General features: G+C 38.7%; 30 protein-coding genes. 7 read left to right on the forward strand and 23 right to left on the reverse strand.

Annotation, left to right across the window (positions count from 1 at the left end):
• Nucleotides 1-163: 163 nt before the first annotated feature.
• The 7 genes from C8270_RS04095 to metG all read right to left on the reverse strand — a co-directional run bounded on the left by C8270_RS04095 (nucleotide 164) and on the right by metG (nucleotide 7,547).
• Nucleotides 164-766, reverse strand: coding sequence for a hypothetical protein (locus tag C8270_RS04095; protein WP_158701590.1), 603 nt, complete (start codon nucleotides 764-766; stop codon nucleotides 164-166).
• 54 nt (nucleotides 767-820) lie between these two features.
• A complete protein-coding gene (gene yabG, locus C8270_RS04100; RefSeq protein WP_106495615.1) occupies nucleotides 821-1,693 on the reverse strand; it encodes a sporulation peptidase YabG in 873 nt (290 codons plus the stop codon).
• 125 nt (nucleotides 1,694-1,818) lie between these two features.
• On the reverse strand, nucleotides 1,819-2,703 hold the full coding sequence (gene rsmA, locus C8270_RS04105; protein ID WP_106495616.1) for a 16S rRNA (adenine(1518)-N(6)/adenine(1519)-N(6))-dimethyltransferase RsmA: 885 nt from the start codon (nucleotides 2,701-2,703) through the stop codon (nucleotides 1,819-1,821).
• Nucleotides 2,693-3,262, reverse strand: a complete 570-nt coding sequence (gene rnmV / locus C8270_RS04110) for a ribonuclease M5 (protein WP_106495617.1) — start codon at nucleotides 3,260-3,262, stop codon at nucleotides 2,693-2,695. Before rnmV ends, rsmA begins: the two co-directional genes overlap by 11 nt.
• A gap of 70 nt (nucleotides 3,263-3,332) precedes the next feature.
• A complete protein-coding gene (locus tag C8270_RS04115; protein WP_106495618.1) occupies nucleotides 3,333-4,538 on the reverse strand; it encodes a G5 and 3D domain-containing protein in 1,206 nt (401 codons plus the stop codon).
• A gap of 261 nt (nucleotides 4,539-4,799) precedes the next feature.
• On the reverse strand, nucleotides 4,800-5,567 hold the full coding sequence (locus tag C8270_RS04120) for a TatD family hydrolase (RefSeq protein WP_106495619.1): 768 nt from the start codon (nucleotides 5,565-5,567) through the stop codon (nucleotides 4,800-4,802).
• Between the two features lie 21 nt (nucleotides 5,568-5,588).
• Entirely contained in the window at nucleotides 5,589-7,547 is a 1,959-nt protein-coding gene (metG, locus tag C8270_RS04125; RefSeq protein WP_106495620.1) for a methionine--tRNA ligase, read from the reverse strand.
• Between the two features lie 230 nt (nucleotides 7,548-7,777).
• Between metG and C8270_RS04130 the strand changes: the two genes are divergently transcribed.
• Entirely contained in the window at nucleotides 7,778-8,059 is a 282-nt protein-coding gene (locus C8270_RS04130) for an AbrB/MazE/SpoVT family DNA-binding domain-containing protein (RefSeq protein ID WP_106495621.1), read from the forward strand.
• Nucleotides 8,060-8,310: 251 nt separating this feature from the next.
• Here C8270_RS04130 and rsmI read toward each other — a convergent pair whose 3' ends face one another.
• The 16 genes from rsmI to dnaX form a co-directional block, all read right to left on the reverse strand.
• Nucleotides 8,311-9,186: a 16S rRNA (cytidine(1402)-2'-O)-methyltransferase gene (gene rsmI, locus C8270_RS04135; RefSeq protein WP_106495622.1), complete on the reverse strand. Its 876-nt coding sequence runs from the start codon at nucleotides 9,184-9,186 to the stop codon at nucleotides 8,311-8,313.
• Entirely contained in the window at nucleotides 9,183-9,455 is a 273-nt protein-coding gene (locus tag C8270_RS04140; RefSeq protein WP_106495623.1) for a GIY-YIG nuclease family protein, read from the reverse strand. Before C8270_RS04140 ends, rsmI begins: the two co-directional genes overlap by 4 nt.
• Nucleotides 9,442-10,188: a tRNA1(Val) (adenine(37)-N6)-methyltransferase gene (locus tag C8270_RS04145; protein WP_106495624.1), complete on the reverse strand. Its 747-nt coding sequence runs from the start codon at nucleotides 10,186-10,188 to the stop codon at nucleotides 9,442-9,444. The genes C8270_RS04140 and C8270_RS04145 overlap by 14 nt, the downstream gene beginning before the upstream one ends.
• Nucleotides 10,189-10,281: 93 nt before the next feature.
• Nucleotides 10,282-10,629, reverse strand: coding sequence for a DNA replication initiation control protein YabA (gene yabA, locus C8270_RS04150; protein ID WP_106495625.1), 348 nt, complete (start codon nucleotides 10,627-10,629; stop codon nucleotides 10,282-10,284).
• 14 nt (nucleotides 10,630-10,643) lie between these two features.
• Nucleotides 10,644-11,471 (reverse strand): PSP1 domain-containing protein, encoded by an 828-nt coding sequence (locus C8270_RS04155; protein WP_106495626.1) that lies wholly within the window; start codon nucleotides 11,469-11,471, stop codon nucleotides 10,644-10,646.
• A gap of 6 nt (nucleotides 11,472-11,477) precedes the next feature.
• A complete protein-coding gene (holB, locus tag C8270_RS04160) occupies nucleotides 11,478-12,467 on the reverse strand; it encodes a DNA polymerase III subunit delta' (RefSeq protein ID WP_106495627.1) in 990 nt (329 codons plus the stop codon).
• A 263-nt stretch (nucleotides 12,468-12,730) separates the two neighbouring features.
• Complete coding sequence (locus C8270_RS04165) at nucleotides 12,731-13,171, reverse strand: YaaR family protein (RefSeq protein ID WP_106495628.1); 441 nt, start codon at nucleotides 13,169-13,171, stop codon at nucleotides 12,731-12,733.
• Nucleotides 13,172-13,302: 131 nt separating this feature from the next.
• Complete coding sequence (locus tag C8270_RS04170) at nucleotides 13,303-13,632, reverse strand: cyclic-di-AMP receptor (RefSeq protein WP_106495629.1); 330 nt, start codon at nucleotides 13,630-13,632, stop codon at nucleotides 13,303-13,305.
• Between the two features lie 14 nt (nucleotides 13,633-13,646).
• A complete protein-coding gene (tmk, locus tag C8270_RS04175) occupies nucleotides 13,647-14,285 on the reverse strand; it encodes a dTMP kinase (protein ID WP_106495630.1) in 639 nt (212 codons plus the stop codon).
• A gap of 18 nt (nucleotides 14,286-14,303) precedes the next feature.
• Entirely contained in the window at nucleotides 14,304-15,734 is a 1,431-nt protein-coding gene (locus tag C8270_RS04180; protein WP_106495631.1) for an aminotransferase class I/II-fold pyridoxal phosphate-dependent enzyme, read from the reverse strand.
• 175 nt (nucleotides 15,735-15,909) lie between these two features.
• Complete coding sequence (locus tag C8270_RS04185) at nucleotides 15,910-16,083, reverse strand: sigma factor G inhibitor Gin (RefSeq protein WP_106495632.1); 174 nt, start codon at nucleotides 16,081-16,083, stop codon at nucleotides 15,910-15,912.
• Between the two features lie 943 nt (nucleotides 16,084-17,026).
• Nucleotides 17,027-17,293 (reverse strand): pro-sigmaK processing inhibitor BofA family protein, encoded by a 267-nt coding sequence (locus tag C8270_RS04195; protein WP_106495634.1) that lies wholly within the window; start codon nucleotides 17,291-17,293, stop codon nucleotides 17,027-17,029.
• Nucleotides 17,294-17,364: 71 nt separating this feature from the next.
• On the reverse strand, nucleotides 17,365-17,580 hold the full coding sequence (locus tag C8270_RS04200; protein ID WP_106495635.1) for a YaaL family protein: 216 nt from the start codon (nucleotides 17,578-17,580) through the stop codon (nucleotides 17,365-17,367).
• 15 nt (nucleotides 17,581-17,595) lie between these two features.
• Nucleotides 17,596-18,192: a recombination mediator RecR gene (recR, locus tag C8270_RS04205; RefSeq protein ID WP_106495636.1), complete on the reverse strand. Its 597-nt coding sequence runs from the start codon at nucleotides 18,190-18,192 to the stop codon at nucleotides 17,596-17,598.
• Between the two features lie 12 nt (nucleotides 18,193-18,204).
• A complete protein-coding gene (locus tag C8270_RS04210; protein WP_106495637.1) occupies nucleotides 18,205-18,522 on the reverse strand; it encodes a YbaB/EbfC family nucleoid-associated protein in 318 nt (105 codons plus the stop codon).
• 24 nt (nucleotides 18,523-18,546) lie between these two features.
• Nucleotides 18,547-20,241 (reverse strand): DNA polymerase III subunit gamma/tau, encoded by a 1,695-nt coding sequence (dnaX, locus tag C8270_RS04215; RefSeq protein ID WP_106495638.1) that lies wholly within the window; start codon nucleotides 20,239-20,241, stop codon nucleotides 18,547-18,549.
• Between the two features lie 272 nt (nucleotides 20,242-20,513).
• Between dnaX and C8270_RS04220 the strand changes: the two genes are divergently transcribed.
• The 6 genes from C8270_RS04220 to C8270_RS04245 all read left to right on the forward strand — a co-directional run bounded on the left by C8270_RS04220 (nucleotide 20,514) and on the right by C8270_RS04245 (nucleotide 24,966).
• Nucleotides 20,514-20,792, forward strand: a complete 279-nt coding sequence (locus C8270_RS04220) for a DUF5344 family protein (RefSeq protein WP_106495639.1) — start codon at nucleotides 20,514-20,516, stop codon at nucleotides 20,790-20,792.
• A 20-nt stretch (nucleotides 20,793-20,812) separates the two neighbouring features.
• The gene (locus C8270_RS04225) at nucleotides 20,813-22,717 is read left to right on the forward strand and encodes a T7SS effector LXG polymorphic toxin (protein WP_106495640.1); all 1,905 of its coding nucleotides are present in this window, start codon (nucleotides 20,813-20,815) and stop codon (nucleotides 22,715-22,717) included.
• A 17-nt stretch (nucleotides 22,718-22,734) separates the two neighbouring features.
• On the forward strand, nucleotides 22,735-23,184 hold the full coding sequence (locus C8270_RS04230; RefSeq protein WP_106495641.1) for an SMI1/KNR4 family protein: 450 nt from the start codon (nucleotides 22,735-22,737) through the stop codon (nucleotides 23,182-23,184).
• Nucleotides 23,185-23,420: 236 nt separating this feature from the next.
• Nucleotides 23,421-23,753 carry a hypothetical protein gene (locus C8270_RS04235; protein ID WP_106495642.1) on the forward strand — a complete coding sequence of 111 codons (333 nt, stop codon included), beginning with the start codon at nucleotides 23,421-23,423 and terminating at the stop codon, nucleotides 23,751-23,753.
• A complete protein-coding gene (locus C8270_RS20230; protein ID WP_199794638.1) occupies nucleotides 23,750-24,463 on the forward strand; it encodes a hypothetical protein in 714 nt (237 codons plus the stop codon). The genes C8270_RS04235 and C8270_RS20230 overlap by 4 nt, the downstream gene beginning before the upstream one ends.
• A gap of 26 nt (nucleotides 24,464-24,489) precedes the next feature.
• The gene (locus C8270_RS04245; protein WP_106495643.1) at nucleotides 24,490-24,966 is read left to right on the forward strand and encodes a hypothetical protein; all 477 of its coding nucleotides are present in this window, start codon (nucleotides 24,490-24,492) and stop codon (nucleotides 24,964-24,966) included.
• The last annotated feature ends 140 nt before the right edge of the window (nucleotides 24,967-25,106 follow it).

The raw sequence follows: 25,106 nt of genomic DNA on the forward strand, positions 1-25,106 counted from the left end.
CACACGCTTGTTTAATAGTCAAATGAAACTTTATATTATAACAGTATACCTTTTTTCATGTCAACAGTGAAATTCATATATTTACGTTATTATGTGTAAAATGTTAAAAATTTATGTATGTTATTTTAAGAAACTTTGACTAATCAATAAAAACGCAGGCGGGTTAACAGATCTCAGGTCGATGTTTCTGCGCTCGGGACGATGTTTCCTCGTTCGCGCCGATGTTTTCGTTTTCGGGTTGATGTTCTCGCGCTCGGGACGATGTTTTCGCTTTCGGGTTGATGTTTCCGCGCTCGGGACGATGTTTCTGCTTTCGGGTTGATGTTCTCGCTTTCGGGACGATGTTTTCGCGCTCGGGTTGATGTTTCTGCTTTCGGGTTGATGTTTCCGCGTTCGGGACGATGTTTTCGCGCACGGGTTGATGTTTCCGCGCTCGGGACGATGTTTCCGCGCTCGGGACGATGTTTTCGTTTTCGGGTTGATGTTTTCGCGCACGGGACGATGTTTCCTCGTTCACGCCGATGTTCTCGCGCACGGGTTGATGTTTCCGCGTTCGGGACGATGTTTCCTCGTTCACGCCGATGTTCTCGCGCACGGGTTGATGTTTTCGCGCTCGGGACGATGTTTTCGTTTTCGGGTTGATGTTTTCGCGCTCGGGTTGATGTTTTCGCGCTCGGGACGATGTTTTCGCGCTCACGCCGATGTTTCTGCTTTCGCGATGATACCTCTTAAGAAAGACACAAACTACTACACTGTGGGCTAACAATATATCTGCAAATCCGTAAAGGGTAAAAAAACCCTTTACGGCAGTGTTAAGTTGTTAACTTTCATGGGGATCCTCTTCAACATACGGCATTCCAGTGCGAAGTAAGCCTCTTGTTTCGACGCCGCCCATACCTTTATCTCCTGTTAATGTATTACGCAGGGCATCCCATACACTAACTTTCTCCATAAATGGTGTATACGCAATTTTAGCGGCTATATATACTGGATCAAGGGCATGTATATTTATTCTAGATGGAGAGCTAGCAAAATTGGCGCCGGCCCGAATTAGCGATTCAAAATGGGATTGACATGCACCAGCAAAAATAATGAGTTGGTCTAATTGGGGAGCTATACTTCTGGCCGCACGGACTGTTTCAGCGAAATATTTAGAATGACGATAGGCACGAAGGTCACTTTTTAAGCCTTTATTTTTTGAAAATGAATCATGACCCGTTATTACAATAATGTCTGGCTGAATTTTTTCAATTAATGGACCAATTTCAAAAGGCATTTCCTTTTCATTTAGATGTACACCATGAACTTGTAAGCCCATCCGTTGATATAAATCAATACACTTCTTTAGATATGTTCGATCACCATCTAAATGCAGCACCCTTGCAGGTAGTTGAAAATATTTTGTTGTGTAATTATATCCACCAGTCGATTGATAATCGCGCTTTTCTTTCATCAGCTGATAATCCTGACGAAATAGTCGATAGGATGATTCTTCTTGCTCCTTTCCTTTTTTACGTCTCTTTTCAAGTTCCCGTTCCTGTATACGCACAAGGTCATTAGCAGGTGCGTCTGCTTCTAGGCGGATATCCTCCCCATGAATGATAACCATATCGTTTGTTTGTGATGAAACGCGAAATAATAAATCATGATGATATGATTTACGTGTAACTAAATCTCCAGTTATAAATTCCATAAAGCCACCTCACAAGCCTCCATTCAGATGAAAGCGTCCTAACATAGCCTATGTAGGAATCCGCCTATGCGTGCTTTAACTATGTAAAAAAAGAGCTATCGCCAATCATGACAATAGCCCCCGTTTTAGGAAGTAGCTTGGAAAAAGGCGTTAGCTAGTAAAGCAAATTCCTCCATTGAAAGTGATTCACCACGTCTTGTTCCGTCAATTCCAATAGCATCTAATATCTGATTAATATGCTCCTTTTCTATAACAGATCCTTTGAAAAAGGTTATTAAATTATTTCGCAATGTTTTTCTCCGTTGTGCAAAAGCTGCTTGGACGATGGCGAAAAAGTATTGTTCATTTAAAACATCAACAGGTGGGCTTTCTCGTATTGTAAGTTTTAACACGCTTGAGTCCACATTGGGTTGCGGCATAAAAACACGTTTAGGAACGTTCATAACGACTTCTGCATTTGTATAATACTGTACAGCAATAGTCAATGATCCATAACTTTTTGTGTTTGGCTCCGCCGCCATTCGTTCCGCAACTTCTTTTTGTATCATCACTGTTAAACTAGAAATTGGCAGTTTTTCCCGCAAAAGTTTCATTAAAATTGGTGTTGTAATGTAGTATGGTAAATTGGCAACAATATGTGTCTGCTGCTCCGGGTCAAAGTTCGCTTGTATACAGGTATTGACATCCGCTTCTAGAATATCCTGATGAATCAACTGAATGTTAGAATAGTCCTCTAGTGTATTATCTAATATCGGTAACAAACGCTGGTCAATTTCATATGCAACAACGTTTTTTGCATGAATAGCCAGTTGCTCAGTTAATGCGCCAATTCCCGGGCCAATCTCAATTACACCCGATTGTTGATCAATACCGGCATGCCTGATAATATTTTCCAAAATATTGACATCGATTAAAAAGTTTTGACCAAGGCTCTTTTTAAAGAAAAAGCCGTATTTTTTCAGTATTTCATTTGTTCGTGTAGGTGTTGCAATATATTTTTTACTGCTCATTATTTTCCTCCTGCAGTACACGCCTAATTGTTTGCTCAAATTGAGGTCGTTCAATTTCAAACATTTGTAGTCGTTTCAATAACTGTTTTCCGTTAGTATGTCCAATTTGCAAGAGCTCACCTAGCCGATCTCTTCGTAAGCTTGCATGTGCTCCTCCAATTAGGCCATAATCAACCAACTCTTGCTTCGTAATATCACTATTTTTCACTTCTGTTAACTCATAAACATCTTTTAATGCTTGCTTAATAGTCGGAATTGATGCATGTTCAATCCCTAAGCTTTTGTTGTGTGGGTGCTTTGCTCTTGCATCATCCTGCTTTAAAAAGGCATGCTTACAACCAGGTACTGCCTGATCAATAATATGCCGAATCCGCTCCCCAGGATAATCGGGATCAGTAAAAATAATCACCCCACGTTTATCTTTAGCATGTTGTATTTGGGCTATAATCTCCTTATTTATTGCCGATCCATTCGTTTCAATTGTATCTGCGGCAACAGCTTGGCGGATTTTTGCTGTATCGTCACGTCCCTCGACAACGATGACTTCTTTAATTTTCAAGTTCTATTCCTCATTCCGTAAAAAAGTGCTCTTACCTATCATAGCACGGTAAGAGCATTATTATCAGTAATTAATTTATAATTTTCACTTTCACTTTTTTTCTCCCAAACCGATTGGCATCAGCCTTTGACGGGACGTGCACATCAATATGATTACCACTAAATCCCCCGGTATCAGCGGCAATGGCATAACCATACCCTTCTACCCATACTTTCGATCCTAATGGAATAACACTTGGATCAACCGCTACTACCTTTGCGTTTGGGTTTGCTTTTAGATTCGTACCTGTAGAAGTATGACCGGAACACCCACTACAGTCGGCGGTAAAGGCAGTTGCTGTCATATATAATTCTTTGGCATTGTCATCATTGCTCCGGGAAACTGTTTCAATGACAGCAGATTCTGTCTTCTGTTCTTTCGTACCGATTGCAACAATTTTATTTTCACTTTCCTTGGTAACTTTTGTGTCAATAAGCTCTTTTACCTTTTCGCCATTCCTCTTTACGACTTCATACGTCTTTTCACGTACGCCTTCTTTCCCAGCTTCAATTACCTTTTCATCGCCTTTTACTAGCGTATTATCCTTTTTTGTTTCCGTCTCAAATGGAACCTTTTCTTCTACAACTAAATTCGGTAACTTTTCAATCCGTGTGATAGTAATCGTTGTATCTTCTGTTACATTCTTATCAATTGCTGGTTTAATTTTATCGTCGCTGTCTTCTTTGTATGTAATATCTTGTTCTTGTAAAAATTCTTCTATTGTACTGCCTGTAGTCCAGTATTTCTGCTCACTTCCGCCATCATTAACAGTAACTTGAAAGGCCTTATTAACCGTCAAATTTAATCCGTCTTTAATTGTTTCTTCTAAAGCAAATGATTTATCATCATGCTTTGAAAAGGACAGATCATTTTCCTCAAGAAATTCTCCAATTGTACCTAATGTTGTGTAATACTCTTGTTTTTCTCCGTCAATTGCTACAGTAACCTGCTTGGCATGTTTCAAATTAATCTTCATACCATCTTCAATTTGCGCATCGGGACCAACGGATAACGCATCGTGCTTCCCAACAACAATTCCTTCGTCATCAAGCAGTTCCTCTACGGTGTTGGCATTTGTTCTCACTGTTCGTTTTTCTCCGTCTTCTGTAAGATCTACTTCCGCTTTCGTAGCTTCAAATAGTAAAAAACTAGAAAATACTACAAGTGCTAATACACCAATACTTGAGATAACCAGCTTCTTTTTCGACGCCGGCAATAGCTTTGAAATAATCTCCATGGCTTCTTGCCTCCCTCATTTCCTTTCTGAGTATAGTAACAGTCTTGTGCAAAGTCAAAGTTATTCCGTTTACGGTTTGTTTACAATCCAGTAACAATTGATATCCATTTGATTACAAACATTCCAGTAACTTGCTACAAACCTTGACATGCCTGCATTAAATTGACTTTTAAAAAACAAAAAAAGAGACTGGTTTTTACACCAATCTCAAGGATTACACCTGTTTTTCCGCTCAAATTATTACACTTAATTTACGACATATTACGAGATTTTGAAAAAAGAAAGGGCATTTTCTGTCGTAATTTTACCAATCTCCTCGACGTCCATTTCTCTTAGCTCAGCAACCTTTTCAGCAACCAATTTAACATATGCTGGCTCATTACGCTTTCCTCGATTTGGATGTGGAGCGAGGAAAGGTGCATCTGTTTCAATTAGCAGTCGGTCGAGTGGAACATTGATAGCTACCTCTTTCGGTAATGGTGCATTTTTAAATGTAACTGTTCCACCTAAGGAAATGTAAAAATTCATGTCTAAACAGGTTTGAACATAGTCAACTGAATCATTATAGCAATGCATAATGCCGCCGATTTGTTTGGCATCTTCTTCTTGCAAAATCTCAATAATATCTTCCGTTGCCTCCCGATTATGAATAATAATCGGCATGTTCACTTTTTTTGCAAGTCTTATCTGTTTACGAAATACGTCTTTTTGAACATCTTTCGGCGATTTATCCCAGTGATAATCTAGTCCCATTTCTCCAATGGCTACTACTTTTGGATGGGAGGAGAGTTCTTCAATCCAATTTAATTCTTCATCAGTCATATCGATCGCGTCAACTGGATGCCACCCGACTGCTGCATAAATGTTTTGATGTTGCTCCGCTATTTCAATCGCTAGTGGAATTGTTTCCCGATCAAAACCGACAACGACCATATATTTAACTCCCGTTTCGTAAGCACGTTTGATTACTTCATCACGATCTTCGGTAAACTGCTCCGCATTTAAATGTACATGTGTATCGAATAACACGATAACCCTCCTTGATAAACCTTATTTCACCACAGAACCATTTGGAAGTGTCTGTTCAACGGTAGCAAGTGAAAGCTTCCCATCAGCATCTTCTCCAGAAAGTATCATTCCCTGCGACATTTCACCACGTAATTTAACTGGTTTTAGGTTTATCACACAAATAACCTTTTTACCAACCAGTTCATCTGGTTGATAGTGTTCTGCAATGCCTGAGATCACTTGCCGGTTTTCCGTACCTAAATCAAGCTGAAGTTTTAATAGCTTGTCCGCTTTCTTCATTTTTTCAGCCTTTACAACTTCTGCGACCCGTAAATCAAGCTTCATAAAGTCATCATAGACAATTTGCTCTTTTGCTTCCGGTTCTTTGACGGTTGTTTGTTTCTTTTCTTCAGCTGGTTTTTGCATCATCGCTTTTATTGCGTTAACTTCTTCTTCAACATCTAATCGTGGGAAAATTGGATTCCCTTTTACAACCTTGGTTCCAGCTTTAATTTGTCCTTGTTTATGAACACTATCCCATTCTTTTAGGGAGTCATCTTGAATTCCCAATTGTCGAAAGATCTCAACTGGTGCATCCGTCAAGAATGGCTGCAGCATAACCGCAGCGATGCGTAAAGATTCAGCGAGATGTGCCATCACATTACCAAGGCGCGACTTTTTATCTTCATCTTTTGCCAAAATCCATGGCTCTGTTTCATCAATATATTTATTTGTTCGACTGATTAATTGCCATAGAGAAGAAAGAGCTACCGAAAATTGCATGTTCTCCATCGCATCTTCTACTTTTGTAATGGTTTCCTCAGCAAACTGTTCAAGTGATTGATCTACATCTGTTTCAGATGCAATGTATGCAGGAATTTCTCCGTCAAAGTACTTGTTAATCATTGCGACTGTACGGTTTAACAAGTTACCGAGGTCATTTGCTAAGTCATAATTGGTTCGTTCAACGAAGCCTTCTGGCGTAAACACTCCATCAGATCCAAATGGAACTTCACGTAGTAAATAGTAACGTAATGCATCTAGACCATAACGGTCAATGAGACTTACCGGGTCAACGACATTTCCTTTTGATTTTGACATTTTTCCGTCCTTCATCAAAATCCAACCATGGGAAAATACCTTCTTCGGTAATGGTAAATCAAGCGCCATCAGCATAATCGGCCAGTAAATTGTGTGAAAGCGAACAATTTCCTTACTCATCAAATGGACATCGGCAGGCCAATATTTTTCAAATTTAGCATCATTATCTGTTCCATAACCAAGTGCCGTAATATAATTACTTAATGCATCAATCCAGACATAGATTACATGCTTCGGATTGCCAGGCACTTTAATACCCCAATCAAAAGAAGTCCGTGAAACAGCCAAATCCTCTAGGCCCGGTTTAAGGAAATTATTTAGCATTTCATTTTTACGGCTTTCCGGCTGAATAAATTCTGGGTTGTCATTGTAGAACTGTAATAGTCGATCGACATACTTACTCATTTTAAAGAAATAGGACTCTTCTTTAACCTTTTCAACAGGGCCACCACAGTCTGGGCAATGACCATCATCTAATTGGCGTTCCGTGAAAAATGATTCACATGATGTACAATACCAACCTTCATACTCATCTAAATAAATATCCCCTTGTTTTACAAGTTGATCAAAAATTTTCGCTACTACTTCTTTATGGCGATCTTCTGTTGTTCGAATAAAGTCATCATTGGTTATTTTTAATTTCTTCCATAGGTCCTGGATGCCGCTAACAATTTCATCAACATATTCCTTTGGAGAGACTCCTTTTTCTTCTGCCTTTCGTTGGATCTTTTGCCCATGTTCATCTGTTCCTGTTAAATACATTACATCAAACCCACGTAACCGTTTATAGCGTGCCATTGCATCTCCAGCTACAGTAGAGTAGGCATGTCCAATATGTAGATTCCCACTTGGGTAATAAATCGGTGTCGTTATATAAAACGTCTTTTTCTCTTTCGACATCAACTTAGCCTCCTAAACTTTTTAAAATTCTTCCTTCTATTGTAGCGATTTTATCACAAGTTTTCCATTTTCGCGCTACTCTCCTAACTAAGTATAAATTAAGCCAAAATTTATACTTTACATTTTGTTGAAAAAATATTGACACTTTTGGGAAACGTTGGTACTATATTTCATAGATACTGTCGAACCATGACGAAAAAGATTTTTACCTAATAGAGGGGAGAAAAATTATGAAGTCTACGGGAATTGTAAGAAAGGTTGATGAACTAGGCCGGGTTGTCATACCAATTGAACTTAGACGTACACTTGACATTCATGAAAAGGATGCATTAGAAATTTATGTCGATAATGACAAAATTGTTTTAAAGAAATACACTCCAAATATGACTTGCCACATCACTGGTGAAACCTCTGAAGAAAACATATCATTTGCAGACGGAAAACTAGTACTCAGCCCTGAAGGAGCAAAAAGTTTAGTGGAAGAAATCGAATCACGCTTTATTAATAAGTAATTGAAACAAAAGGGGCTGACGCATTAGAACCCTAACGTCAACCCCTTTTTATTTTTGGCTGTTTTATAAAAGATTGTTGTTGTTTTATACAATAGATATAAAGTGCGGCATAACTAGGAAATTGCTCTCCCGCCGTTCCGGAAATACACTACGCTTTCCGCGGGAAGCTGCTGTTCCGAACAAGAATTTTCACTGTGGTGCATTTTCTATCAACTACAAAATTAAAAGCAACAAATATTACGAAAAGAGCCTTATTTTTCGATATGGTATGCTTGATAGACATCCCGTTTTGCCATATGGCGATCCTTAGCAACCTGTTTAATTGCTTCCTTATTATGCATACCTTTTGTTTCTACATAGTAATTGACATGTTCAATGACTGATAAGTAAGCCCACCATAATGCATCTTCGGTAGCTTCATCGTGTACATTACCCTCTACGACAATGCAAAACTCACCTTTTAACGTTTGGTCATCTAAATGTGAAATGATTTCTTCAATTGTTCCACGGGTATATTCCTCATATCGCTTCGTTAACTCTCTTGCAATGGCAATTTTTCGATTACCTAGTTGTTCAAGTAGTACAGAAAGCGTCTCTTTTACCCTAAACGGTGATTCGTAAAATAGCAATGTCGCCTGCATGTTCTTTAGTCGATCCAATTCACTAATTTTATCCTTCTTTTTCCTTGGCAAAAATCCATAAAACAAAAATTCCGTTGACGGGAGTCCTGAACCTACCAGTGCACATAACGCTGCATTTGCCCCTGGTAACACAACAGCAGGTAATTCTTTATCAATTGCGGCTCGGACAATTTCATAGCCTGGATCTGATATACCTGGCATACCAGCGTCACTTACAACCGCAATGGATTCCCCCTTTTCCAAACGCTCAATCAATGATGCCTCTCTTGTTTCCTTATTGTGCTCATGATAGCTAATCAATGGGGTTGGGATGTCAAAATGATTTAGTAACTTTTTCGTATTTCGTGTGTCCTCAGCTGCGATAATAGCAACCGTACGCAAAACTTGTAATGCTCGATACGTTATGTCCTCTAAATTACCAATTGGTGTAGGGACAACATACACCGTACCACCTAATTGATTCTGAAAGCTTTTTTGGATGTTCACGTGTTATCCCTCTTTCTATAGTGGCGTATTAAGTGCTCCTTATCATGACGCGGAAGTTTCTTTATCGCATATTCCCTTTTCATAGCCTCTTCCTTTGTTTCAAACTTCTCAATTAGCTCAACTTGAAACGGACCACGTCCCCTTGTATATTTTGCCCCTTTACCACTTTCATGCATGTGTAATCGCTTTTCCAGATTGTTCGTATAGCCAGTATATAATGTATCATCTTTACACTTTAACATATAGACAACATGTTCAAACTCGTCCATAAATAACTTCCTCTGCCTCTTTTGTATAGGTATTATCTTGGTTATAAATATACAATGGCGGCAAAATGGTTAAATCTGCCTTCCCATCTCTTATGCCTTCGATCAAAAGCATATTCGCTTCCTTGCCCATTTTTGGATAGACTAATTGCATGCGTTTCGGTTCCAGTTTATATTTACGAAACAAAGCAATAATATCGATCAATCGCCCTGGTCGATGAACCATCGCAACTTTTCCACCTGGACGAACATGTAATTTGCATGCCTTTACTACATCCTCCAAGGTACAAAAAACTTCATGCCTGGCAATTGTTAAATAATCATTTTTATTGTGCTCTGTTTTTGCCGGTGTACGAAAATAGGGCGGATTACATGTAACCACATCAACATTACTTTGCCCTAATACAGGCTGCATGTCTTTTAAATCACCATGTACCATTGTTATCTGTTCTTCTAATTTATTTAGCTGTACATTCCGTTTCGCCATATCAGCTAATCGTGCTTGGATTTCGACGCCAGTAATTTGAGCGTGCGTTCTTCTAGATAAAAGCAGCGGGATTACTCCATTTCCCGTACACAAATCTAGGATGGAACCTCTTTTTATTGGAACATAAGCGAAATGTGCAAGTAATACAGCATCAAGCGAAAAGGAGAAAGCGCTTGGACTTTGAATGATTTGCATGGTTTCTTCTGCTAGTAAATAGTCAAGACGTTCATCATCATGTAGTTGAGTCATGTTCGAATCCCTTCTTTAAATTCCCAGTATGTACAGAAAAGCTGTCCCATCTTATCTTGAAAGAAAGACATGGAGACAGCTTATGTATTAGCCTTATTTCGTTTTGCTTAAAAAATCCAGACAAAAGATGCAATCTTCATTACGTCTGGGACTGCCAAATTCTAGGTTACATATATGAAATCCTTCTTCATAAAGTCTTGCTAGGTTGTCGTACCCTTCACCCGGAATGTCCTTGGTCGACTTTCTCATACTTCCAGCGTCTTCATTTTCCTGTTCATTACTATTTAGGTGATTACGTAAATTGTGATTTTCCATCATTAGGCGTTGATTTTCTTCAAGCAAATTACCTAATTGGTTCTTCAAATCACCAAGTTGCTCGTACAATTCACCAATTTGCTTTTCCATATCTGATACTTGATCAAAAATCTGCCTTTTGCTCAATCCTTTACACCCCACTATTCTGTGGCTTGTGCTGAAATTATTCCTTCTTCGATTAGTTCATCTAATGTATATTCAATGACACGCTCTCTCTCTGGAAGTTCAATATGGATGACACGTTCAAGAATGTTCAGACCAACCACTTTCCCGTTTCCGTACGGTGTTTTTATTGTTTCCCCCAAATCAGGTAATACACGTTTTGCCGTTTCATAATCATCATTTTCATATTTCAAACAACACATTAACCGGCCACATAAACCAGATATTTTCGCTGGATTTAGCGAAAGATTTTGGTCTTTAGCCATTTTTATTGATACTGGCTCAAAGTCACCTAAGAATGTTGAACAACAAAGCATACGACCGCATGGGCCAATTCCGCCAAGCATTTTCGCCTCATCACGAACACCGATTTGTCTAAGTTCAATCCGTGTTTTAAATAATGCAGCCAGATCCTTGACTAAATTGCGGAAGTCAACACGTCCATCTGCTGTAAAATAAAAAATGATTTTATTACGATCAAATGTGTATTCCACTTCTACTAGATTCATATCCAAGTTGTGCTCGGTAATCTTCTCTGCACATGTTTGAAAAGCCGTTTCCGCTCGCTCTTGATTTTCCACTACGGTCAATTTATCCTTTTCATCCGCAATGCGCATTACCTTTTTCAATGGAAGGACAACATCTTCCTCGTCAACCTGTTTATTCGCTATTACAACCTTACCAAACTCAATGCCACGTATTGTCTCCACAATAACATAGCTATCTATATAAACGTCGTGTTCTCCGGGATCAAAATAATATATTTTACCCGCCTTCTTAAAGCGAACACCGATTACTTCAACCAATATTTATCACCTCTGTATTTGAAGTGTAAGCTGCTCCATTACTAATGTAGGATGGACATTTTGCTTCAATTTTTGTTTTGCCTCTAGAATGGCATGTAAAATACTCAAGACCTTTTCCTGTGAAAAAGCCATTACGAGGTTTTCCAATTCATTGCTTGCTTTATCAAATACAACAATTGCATCTTCATAGTCAATATGGGACATTAGAATATCCTTAAAGGCTAATAGTAACAAATCCAACCCATGTTCTTGCTCACTTCTTTCCTTAAAATGAGGCAACCACTTGTTATGAATAAACAAGTAAACATTACCCGGATCTGTTGCAAGCATTTCTATTAATTGTATCATTAATTTTCGCGCCTGTCGAAACCATTCATCCTCATCAAAATGCATTGCTTCATCAAAGTTATTCGTGAGTGCACTATAAAGACTAGCATTTTCAATGGATATGCCAGAGTCTAGTAATTGTTTTTGGAAATGAGCCGGGTTTAGCGGTCGTAAATCAAGTATTTGACAGCGCGAACGAATGGTAGGAATAATCGATTGACTGTTTTCTGTTAGCATGATTGCTGTTGTTTCCTTACTTGGTTCCTCGAGAAATTTTAAGATCCGATTTGCCGCATTTAACGTTAAAGTATCAGCAGCCTTTATAATATAAACTTTACGATTGGATTCTACTCCAGAATACATGAATTCCTTTTGCAGATTATCAATTTGTTCTTTCTTAATTGATTGTCCCTCAGGTTCAATCCAATGTACATCTGGATGATTTCCTGATTCAATCCGTTTACATGCATGACATGTTTGACAAGGTTCAACACCATCTTTGTGAACACAGAACAAACTTTTCGCAAGCTGAAGTGCGATGGCTTCCTTTCCCGTTCCACGTTCCCCATGAATTAAATAGGCGTGGGAAATACGATCCTTCTTCATGCTGTTTGTAATTATTTTTCCTGCCAATGGTTGAATTTCCATTATTTCAGCCCATGTTTTCATCCTATTCCGTCCTTAAAACTTTCATAGTCAAATATTGTTGAGCGCTTCCGCTTTTGTTCTTAGTAAAAGTGTATAAAGATTTGGCTCTATTTAGCTTGGAACAGGTCGAGCCACGTCCAGCTCCAGCACTCAGCGACTAGTTGACTTCCCTCGCCTCCGTACGATAAGTCAACATCGGTTCGCTCCCGCTCACCGTGTTTCCTTTATCTCCTGCAGCTCAGTCCACTCAATACGTCGCTAAACAAGTGCTTCCGCTTTTGTTCTTACGTATATAAATTAACTAGTAATCCTTTAATTTCTCCAATAAGTCCTAACAGATCAACTGTCTTCTTTTCCTGACCCATAACTTCTTCCGTTAGTTCAATTAACTTTTCGTCGACTGTTTTTATGATTGCCAACTTCCGGCTTTGGCCATCTAAATTAAAACTGTGTGATTTCTGCAAATCAAGACCGCTAGATACGGTTTCGCGCAAAAACCCTTTTACCATGCGTTTGAATTTAACCAAATCGCGAAATGAACGAAAGCGGGCAAGTTTATCTCCCTGCATGGTAATATCTTTCATTAGTTGCTGAATTTCTTGCTGCTTTAACTTTTGCGTTTGCGACTGAACAATACCGTCAAACGACTTTTTGCCGTCTACATTCTGTCTCGTATTTTTTGTCGCAGCATCCATTTGTGCCCGCATTTCCTGACTGATTTTCATTCGGGTAGCCCCTTTAAACCTTCTATATGTGGAAGTGTTCTTAGATTGTAAGGGCGCTGTTCACTTTGGTAGCCTAGCTCCAGCGCCCGCCGACTAGTATGCAGCACCGTCTCCGCTAACTGGGTACTTCATTAAAATTGAAAGAATGACTCAATTGGCAGGATGAAAACTGTAGCCCCACCTACTTCAACTTTAACTGGTCTAGGAATGTACGAATCCGCATTCCCGCCCATTGGTGATATCGGCGCTACCATTTGTTCCCGCTGTGAGCAGTTGTCACGAATAATCTTAAGTGCTTCATCAACATATTCATCTTCGCAACCAATCATTAATGTCGTATTTCCTTCTTTCAAAAAGCCCCCCGTTGTAGCCAATTTGGTCGTTTTAAAATTTTCCTCACCAAGTGCATCAACTAAACGATTGGAGTCTTTATCTTGTGTAACAGCAATGATTAATTTCATGGTCCAGCCCTCCCTTATCCATTATTTTGGTTCAAATAGGAAATGATCGTATGCTTTGCTTCTTTTTCCACCTGATCAAGCGGCTGATCGGCATTGATCGAAGTGAAACGACCTGGGAATTTATTTGCTAGCTGTTGATATGCTTCATATACTTGTTGATGGAAATGAATCGTTTCTAAATCTAAACGATTCTTCTCTCTATTTTTATTCGCCACTATGCGTTGTAATCCCTTTTTTGGTTCAATATTAAAAAATAACGTCAAATTCGGCATACAATCTTGAATGGCAAATTGATTAATTGATAATACCTCATCCATTCCTATCCCTCGTGCGTAACCTTGATATGCCAGGCTGCTATCAATAAACCGATCACACAATATAATATTCCCTTCATCTAATGCTGGTAACACTTTTTCTACAAAATGCTGCCTACGTGCTGCTGCGTATAATAATGCTTCGGTTCGACTGTCCATTTTCGTATTTGCCGGATCTAAAATGATACCCCTAATTTTTTCCGCAATTTCAATGCCACCTGGTTCTCTTGTGACAACGACATTATAGCCTAATTCTTGCAATTCTTTTCCCAACGATTGAAGAATGGTTGTCTTTCCAGCACCTTCTCCACCTTCAAAAGTTATAAAATGTCCACTCACGTTTGTTTTCTCCTTTGTTTACCTATTAAAAACACGGATACCATTTGTTATATCACGGTGTTGAATGGTAACACCCTGCTTGATCAATTGTTCAATTATCAGTATATGTTCACTTGTAATTCGCTCTCCCTGTAGGATTAGCGGAATTCCAGGTGGATATGGAATAATAGCTTCTGCTGCCACATTACCGACTGCCTTATAAAATGAAAGGACTTTTGTCTCTAGTTGATTCATTAATTGATAAGTCAATTCCAACATCTGTACTTTTTGTGGAAACAGGTTTGTTATATCTATTGTAGCACGACTTTCGCAAATTTTTAATTGTTCATCCACGCTTTTCACTACTTTTTTCAACTGCTCTATTTGTTGAAATGGCTGAAGTCCATGGATAAACAACACCTGATTATGTGTCGCTAATTCCGGATAAACACCTGCTTGTTCAAATTTACAGGCAACCTCATAACCGGAAATTCCTTGTTTCATATGTAACGTTAATTTTAGAAAATCATCGGATTCCGCAACTGGTAATAGACTCCACATTTTTGCTGATTTAAAAATACCTCTTACTTGATTAACACTATCTTTCACTGCCTTAATTTGGACCGAAGTAATCGTTGCCAAAAATGAGCGGGCAATATCTAATGATGCCATTAGCGGATAGGATGGACTACTAGATTGCAGCATTTGCAAATAATGGGCTACTCGTTCCTTTGCAATTCTTTCTGTATTCATATGTAAATACGAGCTCATCGTCATTGCCGGTGCCATTTTATGTGCCGATTGAACAACAATATCTGCTCCCATTTCTAAAGCAGATAATGGAAATGGGGCCCCTAGTGAAAAGTGTACACCATGTGCCTCATCAACTAGTACGGGTATATGATAATCATGTGCCAGCTCAATCATCTTTTTAAGGTTATACGTCTTCCCAAAATAATCAGGATAGGTTAACACAACTGCTTTAGCATCGGAATGTTGCTGTAATGCCCGCTCAAGTGTAGCTATACTTGGACTAGTATAACGACCCACCGACTGATCATATTCGGGTGTGATAAAGACCGGATTTGCTCCACCAAGTTCTAACCCGTTAATGATTGATTTATGACTATTACGTTGTACGATGATTTCTTCGCCAGCTGAGCAAGCCACCAGTATCATTGCTATATTTCCAGCTGTACTACCTCCAACAAGGAAAAAAGTATGATCAGCCCCGAAAAAATCTGCCGCAAGCTCCTCCGCTTCAGCGATTACTCCATGTGGTGCATGTAGGTCATCAAGTCCAGTTAATTCAGTCAAGTCCAGTGACAAAAGGCCAGCGAAAGACTGCTTGGCATAACTGGGAAAAACAGCTCCATTTTTGTGTCCAGGAACGTGAAATGAAATTGGTTTCGTTTCACTAAATTTCGTTAACTTTTGATAAAGCGGTACATGCTGTTGATCTCTCTTCATTATTTTCCCGTCCCCTTTTTTACTTTTCATATATAAAGATAACAAAAAAAGCCTTTGCAAGTGAAATCGCAAAGACCTTTGTCATAAGTAAAGAATGTATAAAATTTAGCTTTTGTTTCTTCCTCGGGCCAGGAACGGCCGCTTACGTTTTTGTTTCTTATGAATATAATGTTGGTTAATTCATATTTTTTAATTTTTGTAGATAATAATGATACTTTTCTTCTCTTGGCTCTGTGTGAATCATGTTTCGTTCACATTCACAACAGATAAATAATTTGTATAAGTGAATTCCTCTCTCTTTTTCTTCCTCACATATACCACAGCGTTCCATTGAAATAGTTTGTTTCATCTCCCCACCTCCGTTAGCTTAGTTTCTCCTAATCTAACGAATTCTATACATGTAATCTGTGAAACTTTCTTATGTTTAATTGTATGTTTTAATAGCCTGTTTGTTTCCAAAGAATTAAAGGGGAAGCACAAATTTTTAACGGGTTCTCTTTAAGGTTACAAAACAAAAAATAACAATATAAGTGGGGTGCAAAATCACATACAGTATCGCACCCTTATGGAAATCAAAAAAGGGTCGGTTCCGATTGTAGATGACATAAACTTTATATTGTTGACTCTCACATCCTCGCTTAATTTAGTGCTGGAAAACCGCTTCGGCAGAATACTTCGCTTTCCGCGGGAGTCTACGTATTCTGCCTACGCTAGTTAAGATTATCTAACTTAAAATTGTTGTCCCTGATTGCTATCCAGCGGAAGAAAAACACGGAGACTCCTGTGGGAGAAGAGGCCTAGGTGAGACCCCGCAGTGCGGCAGCACGAGGAGGCTCATCAGCCGCCCACGGAAAGCGCAGTGTTTTTCTGGAGCGGCCATTTGTAGCAAAACCAGAAATCTCCCAAAAAATTTTCTATCACCAACAAATATTAGAAGTTAATACTACTGTGAATTGCCCTGATGTTTTTGTTGTAAATTTTTCTGTGATTTGAGATGTTTTTCTCTTGTTTGCACCTCTAAAGAGAACCCGTTAACAAATTTTGAAAGGGCTCTTTTCTAATGTTTGGTGCCTTTTAAATTTCGTAGTTGATAAAAAATACGACGTTATACAAAAGATTGGTGCCCTTACACCGCAACGGTTATTAGTGCACAGTTTATATCTATTGCATAAAAACAACAAATGTCTTCGATCAGGGTAAGTAATCGCAGTCCCAATCCCATATAAAACAGCCTTGATAAAAGAAAAGCCCGAGGTATCTACATAACCTCGGGCTTTTTTCTTATCGTTCATTTATGGAATGATAAATAACTGAATTGCAGCGAGTGAAGCGACGCCGAACAATCCTAAGAATCCTGATACAATGGTCGTAAATAGATTGATAGGAATGTGTAATCCGATTGCCCCACCAAAAACGTTAGCGAAAAACAGAAACAGTACACCAATCCCTAATTTAACTGTACTATGGGCAATGAAACGCATTGGTTTCGCTGGTGCACCGACAATAAGCAGTAAAACAATTAATGCAACCATGATGGTAATAACTACAGTAGAGCTCAAATCTTTCACTCCTTCTCCTAGTCCTTGTCCCTTTCTACTTATTTATGAAAGGAAACGCAGAAAAAGAACTGTTAATTATAACGAATTGCACTAACTTTCCGGTGACGTGCCTCGCGTAATAAAAATAAGTATTTAGCTTCGGCAAGTTTTTGTTTACAAATGCTTGATTCCAATGGTTCGATACTTTTTTCTACGAGGGAACGGATCTGCTTCCATTCATGCTCCAACGTAAAAATAGAATCTAACAACTGTTCATCAATGTCTTTTCTTTTTACCTTTTTACTCATAACGTCACCTAACTCCTACAAATCTCTTCTTCCCTCTAACGCTTTCGATAATGTTACCTCATCGGCATATTCCAAGTCGCCACCAACAGGTAAACCATGAGCAATTCGGGTTGTACGAATGCCAGATGGTTTAACAAGGCGCGAGATGTACATTGCCGTTGCTTCCCCTTCAATATTCGGGTTTGTAGCCAATATTAATTCCTTTACACCTTCATCTTTTAAGCGATTAATTAAATCTGGAACATTAATATCCTCAGGTCCTATCCCGTCCATTGGAGAAATAGCGCCATGCAACACATGGTACTTACCATGAAATTCCTTCATTTTCTCCATTGCAATTACGTCTTTTGGATCCTGCACAACACAAATAATCGATGAATCACGTGAAGTATCTTGACAAATTGCACATGGATCTTGGTCGGTTATATGGCCGCAAATCGAGCAATGGGTTAGTTCACGCTTAGCATTCACTAACGAATTAGCAAAATCCATTACATCATCATCATTCATATTTATCACAAAAAATGCCAGACGGACTGCTGTTTTCGGTCCGATTCCTGGCAATTTTGTAAAGCTATCAATCAGTTTGGAAATCGGCTCTGGATAATACATAACGTACGCCTCCTAGAACATTCCACCAGGCATATTTAATCCTTTCGTGAATTGTCCCATTGTTTCATTCGTTTTGTCATCAATCTGTTTTATAACATCATTTGTTGCGGTTAAAATTAAATCTTGTAACATTTCTACATCATCTGGATCGACAACTTCTTCTTTAATTTGGACATCGGTAATTTCTTTCTTTCCATTTGCTATAACGGTGACCATTCCACCGCCAGCAGATGATTCAAACGTCATTTCATAAAGCTCATCTTGTGCTGCCATCATCTTCTTTTGCATTTTTTGCATTTGCTTCATCATGTTACCCATATTTCCCTTCATGGAAAATTCCTCCTTTGATTTATCCTAATCATGTATTTCCAGCAGATCATCGCCAAAAAGTTTTCTTGCTTCTTCCACTAATGGGTCGCTTTTCTCTTCAGCTTGCTGGTCTGTTGCGGGTTCTTGTTTTTGTACATATTCATTGCGTAATTCCTGCCAATTATTATCCGGAATCGGAATAATTGTCAACTGTTTTCCTAGTACGCTTTCAAGCACTGACTCACTTGTTTCACGGTGATCAAGGAAAAGCGAACAGTGTATCTCATATTTAAATGCTACAACAAGCGCTTGATCAGATGCTGCTGCCGGCTTACTATCTTGAATTGTTGCATGTGCAGGTGCGTTTGTTTTTTTCAAGGCATTTAAAAATGCAGCCCACTCAGATTGTACTTGTTTTAATTTTGATTTCTCTGCATCCTGTAATACATGGCGAATCTTTTCAAACGGAATTTTATAGCTGTTTTTGTTTTGCCTTGGCTGAGTCCGCCTTGGTTCAGCTTGTGGTGTGTTGTTTACAGGTGCCGTTGGTGTTTCTTTTAATGTTTTTAATTCTTTTTCCAACTGCTCTAATCTATTTGTAAGTTTTGTAACTGTTTCTGAATCATTCGTTGTTGTGATTGCTTCATTTTTCTCTTGATTATGATTTGTAATCGTCAAAATGGCTATCTCGATGAAAACTTTCGGGCTATTTGACCACTTCATTTCCTGCTGACATTGATTTAGTCGGATGATCGCATCTTGAATCCAGCTGGCATTTACTTGCTCTGCTAGTTGTTTGAAATGATCATCAATCATCGCTCGTTCCAGAATGCCCTCGAGTGTTGGCGCACTTTGGTAAAGTAATAAATCACGTAGAAAATAAATCAAGTCAAAAACAAAGCGTCCAGGGTCTTTTCCTCGTTGAATCAGCTCATCCAACAATTTCAATGCTTTCTGGACTTCACGATCGTGCATCGCTTTTACAATATCCGTTAAAAGTTGTTGGGATACGCCACCCGTAACTGCTAATACATCCGCTAATTCCACGCTATCTTCACTATAGGAAATAGCTTGATCCAAAATACTTAATGCATCACGCATTCCACCTTCAGCTGCAAGTGCCACCGTGTCCAATGCTTCCTGAGAAACAGAGATTCCTTCTGCATTTGTTATAGTTTTCATCCGGTCGACAATAGACTGATTTGAAATCGGCTTAAAGTCAAACCGCTGGCATCTGGATATAATGGTTAGCGGTATTTTGTGTGGCTCGGTTGTTGCTAAAATAAACACAACATGCTTTGGAGGTTCCTCTAATGTCTTTAATAAAGCATTAAACGCGTTGACCGATATCATATGAACCTCATCAATAATGTACACTTTATAAGGTACAGAACTAGATGCATATTTTACTTTATCGCGAATTTCCCGAATATCTTCCACACTCGTATTCGAGGCAGCGTCCATTTCGATAATATCAGAAATTGAACCATCCTGAATACCTCGGCAAGCGGCACATTCATTACATGGTTCCTTTGTCGGCGCATGCTCACAGTTAATCGTTTTGGCAAAAATTTTCGCAGCGCTTGTTTTTCCTGTCCCACGTGGTCCGGAAAATAAATAAGCATGCGAAAACTTCTGCTGAACAATCGCATTCTGCAGTGTTCTCGTAATATGCTCTTGTCCAACCACATCAACAAACGTCCTTGGGCGCCATGTACGGTACAATGCTTGATAGCTCATAGTCTTCGCTTCCCCTTTATAATCTAATCTAATTATACCCGATTTGAGGGGTGGATGTGAACCTAAATGTGTGATGTATTTTATATTGATTGGTGTGGCAGGAGATTAGGAATTTGTAACAAAATATCATTATTACCAGAAATAAATGAATTTATTTAACGCATTCATACTTTCGTACCAAGTCAATAGATTCATTGTTATTATCTGAATTTAGAATTATTATTTATATAATGACAATAGTCTTCGTGTGAAGTAAAGGAGGGGTTACGTAAATGGAAACTGAAATTAAAATTGAACAAAATCCCATCAAACAAGCTATTTCAACACTGGAAGGGACTGCACTAAACTTTGAATCTTCCTTTCCGAATGAGATAGATGGCGAAAATCAACTCAATCTTTTGGACCAGCTAAATCAATTAAATCGCGGTTATGCATCTCTGATTGAGTCCTATCAGTTGCTAATCCTTCAGCATTTAAGAACAACGGAAAGTTCTGTTGAGTCCTTAATCGAAACAGACTCAATTCTAGCTAACTACATGACATTTAAATAGCCCAAATAAGGGGGAATGGAATGAAGACCTTAGATTCCGCAAGTTTACATGAAGGGATCAATGCAACACTGCAGGAAATCAAACATGTTCAAAGTAAAGTAACAGAAATGCAAAAAGGCGTTAAAGGGATTATTGATTTAGAAAGTTATTTAAAAGGAAGGACAGGCGAATCAATCCGTTCCTTTTATGAAGGCATTCATGGACCCTTTTTAATCTATTTGTACCAGTCCTTAACCCAATACAGGCAAGCATTAGAAAAACTGCAACAAGCCGTATATTCTTATGAGCCGGATGAAGAAGGGTTTGTACGAGAGGAATTCCTGGACAATGACGTTCAACATGGATTGGATAAAGCGAGGCAGGTAACAGAAGGGTTAGTTGACGAAGCAAATGGGATCATGGCCAGCGTTGCTGATCTTGTCTCTTTACCCACACTCGACACAGAAGAATTTAACTCCATGGTACAAAAGGGAAAAGAGAAAGCGAAAAATGATGTGGAACAGCTGTATGATCTGGATCACGAACAAACAAAATCTTTAAATCAAGTAGGGGAAGATCAGAAACTACTCGATCAATACATAAATGAGATGACACGTACCTTTGCCTCTGATTATTCCATTACTACATTTGATGCATTGACAGCACTAAAGCTACCTTCCCTTCCTACTATTTTAAAGGAAGTATATGGAGAGCCTGTCACAAAGGAAGAGGTNAAAAATGATGTGGAACAGCTGTATGATCTGGATCACGAACAAACAAAATCTTTAAATCAAGTAGGGGAAGATCAGAAACTACTCGATCAATACATAAATGAGATGACACGTACCTTTGCCTCTGATTATTCCATTACTACATTTGATGCATTGACAGCACTAAAGCTACCTTCCCTTCCTACTATTTTAAAGGAAGTATATGGAGAGCCTGTCACAAAGGAAGAGGTAGAAGCAAGTTTATGGACCAAGATAAAAGAGGGCACTGTTGAATTCGGAAAAGGGGTAGTCAACACGGGGAAAGGTGCGGCAATTGGTGTTTATGATGTGGGGAAAGACACATTAGTTGGCATTGGAAACACCGTCATGCACCCGATTGAAACGGTGGATTCCATGGTGAATATGGTGGTTAATCCTGTCGATACCGGGAAATACATTAGTAATGCACTTGCAGAATCCTTTGAACGTGATATGGTAAATGGGGATGCAGAAAGCCGTTCACACTGGGTTACATATGCACTAGGTACTGCCGTTACAACCGTCTTTGGTACAAAAGGTGCTGGTACGGTAACAAAGGCAGGCGTGGCAACAACCAAAGCAGGTGCAAAAAAGGCTACAGCAGCGGCCAATGATACTGTGAAAAATATGGACCTGTCGCGGTTTTTACCTTATGCACCGCAGTATCAGCTGGCTGGGGGAGCTAAGGTACCTTATAATGTGGTGGATGGGAACTATTTGAAGGATCAGTTGATTTTGAAGGCGGAAAGTTTGGATAAGGGTAGTGGTGGAGTTAAGTTTACAAAAGAACTACTTAGTACTAAACCTAAAAATTCCCCTATCCCGGGTCGCTGGGAACAAAAAGGTGGGAAAGTAGAAGTGGATAAAAATGGAACTTGGGTATATACAAATAAGAAAGGGCAATCTGTAAGTTATCCGGACGGTTACCCTGATTTTACACCTTATATGCATCCTACAATAAAACCGGTGGAAATTGAGGTTGCTAAACCAGCAAATCGCCCACTCGATTATAAGAAGGCAAACCAAAAAGTAGAGTTAAGCAAAGACTCTGACCCGCCGGTTCCGGCACTTAACAAGCCACCTTTAGGTTATGTATGGCATCATCATCAGGATGGAAGAACAATGATGCTTGTTGAAGAAAAAATCCATAAGCAATTTACTCATACTGGTGGGGTATCGACTGTAAATAAGAAATAGCAAGGGGAGAAAAAGTCATGGTAAAAGTTACAGATTCACATAAAAAACTTACTTTAGAAGAAATTGGTCAGTTTGAAATGAAGAATAATGTGAAACTAACAAAAAAATACAAAGAATTTCTACTTCAGTGGAATGGTGGTTATCCCGAACCAAGTTTATTCTGGATTTCCAATGAACACGGTGTGAGTGTTTTGAATAAATTTTATGGAATTGGTGACCTCTATAGTAATCTTGAAGACTATATAGATATATATGAATATAGGCTACCAGATGGATTCATCCCAATAGCAGATGACCCGGGCGGAAACGCTATATGCTTGGGCACAGAAAATCCCTATTATGAAAAAATTTATTTTTGGGATCACGAACAAGAATCAGAAAACCCCGATGATATGACAAATATGCATTTTCTAGCGGATGATATTAATGAATTCCTTAATAAGTTGTATGAAGATAATGAGGATTAAACTAGGGTATCATAAATTAATATGTTATTTAGTAAGACCAGAACGTTAAAGTAAGCGCCCTGGTCTTTTTTCATTGATTTATTATTGGTTGTGGCAAACGAGGGAAACAAAGCTATTAAGAGGAATAATTAAATTTATAATGTTAAAAAGAAATCGTTAAAATAGTAAACAAAAATAATTGGAAAGCAATTTCGAATAGCTGTACACCCTGAATTACGAACAGGCCAAATCGCTCAATGACGCAGGCAAAGATTGAGCTACCCAAATCAAGACAAAAACGAGATGTTACGTCATTTGCTTCGGATTACTCCATCACCACATTTAATGCGTTAACAGCACTAAAACTACCTTCCCTTCCTACCATTTTAAAGGAAGTATATGGAGAGCCCGTCACAAAGGAAGAGGTAGAAGCAAGTTTATGGACCAAGATAAAAGAAGGCACAGTTGAATTCGGAAAAGGGGTAGTCAACACGGGGAAAGGTGCGGCGATTGGTGTTTATGATGTAGGAAAGGGTTGGCATCGGAAACAACCATCAAGCACCCGGTTGAAACGGTGGATTCCATGGTGAATATGGTGGTTAATCCCATTGATACTGGCAAATATATTAGTAATGCAATAGCAGAGTCATATGAACGCGATATGGCCAATGGTGATGCTGAAAGCCGTGCGCATTGGGTCACGTATGCATTGGGTACCGCTGCCACAACTGTGTTTGGTACAAAAGGTGCTGGGACCGTTACAAAGACAGGTGTGGCAACAACCAAAGCAGGTGCCAAAAAAGTTGCAGCGGCTGGTGATGCTACTAAAAGTGTAGACTTGTCACGGTTTTTACCTTATGCACCGCAGTATCAGCTGGCTGGGGGAGCTAAGGTTCCTTATAATGTGGTGGATGCGGACTTTTTAAAGGATCAGTTGATTTTGAAGGCGGAGAGTTTGCAGGGAACAAGGAAAACTGTTAAAGATATAAAAAATTATAGAAAAACCTTCTTTGAGGCATACCCTGAACTGGAAGGCAGTGTTGTTGTTCATCATGCTGTTGAGCAACAAGTTCTAAAAAGATTTCCAAATCTATTTTCACTGGAGGAAATACATGCATTGGAAAATTTAAGGGGAATACCAAGAGAAGTTAATAACGATATTCACTTATCAAAAATTAGGAAGGACTGGAATAGATTTTATAGAAATCATCCTAATCCTACAAAAGAGGAAGTTATAAATTATATGATTGAGTTAGATAAAAAATATGGTGAAAAATTTAATCCGCCTGTGAAAAAATGATAATAAAATAGAAAGGACGCTTACTTATGAAATTATACTTTCTAGAACCAGAAGTGTCTGGTGGCCATGGGAACAAAACACTATATGGTACAGATGAGGATGTGGAGAAAAAAGGAATATCAGGAAAAGTCAAATTTCTGCATTATGAGTTCGAAGGATGGTTAGGTGATGATATTTTAGAGTCGGCACCAGCCTTTATAATAACAAGTGATTTGGCAGATGAGTTAAAAAAGAGTGAACTTAAAGACTATAGAATAGAAAAATGCCTTGTAACAACCTCCGATGAATTTAAGGAATTATATCCTAATAAAAAAATTCCTTCTTTTGTTAGATTTATTCCGCTAGGAACAGTTGAAATAGAAGGAGTACAATATAAAAATTGGTCGGGACATCACTTTTGTCTTTCACCAAAGGGGGAATTGGTTTTAACTCAAAACGCTATAGACTTATTAAAGAAATTTTCAATTCAAAATTGTGATGTCCTAGTCTTGGAACAATCATAACTGTAAAAATTTGGGGATGTAAATTTATTACCTAATTCAAATCAAGGAAAGGTTATCTGTTGAAGAACTTGAAAAGGACAAATTGATTTTTTGAAGCGATGAAAGTACATTATTGGACTCTTTGATAAATTTTTATAGTT

It is taken from the genome of Lentibacillus sp. Marseille-P4043 (genome assembly GCF_900258515.1).
In the GTDB taxonomy this organism is placed as follows: Bacteria; Bacillota; Bacilli; order Bacillales; family Amphibacillaceae; genus Lentibacillus_C.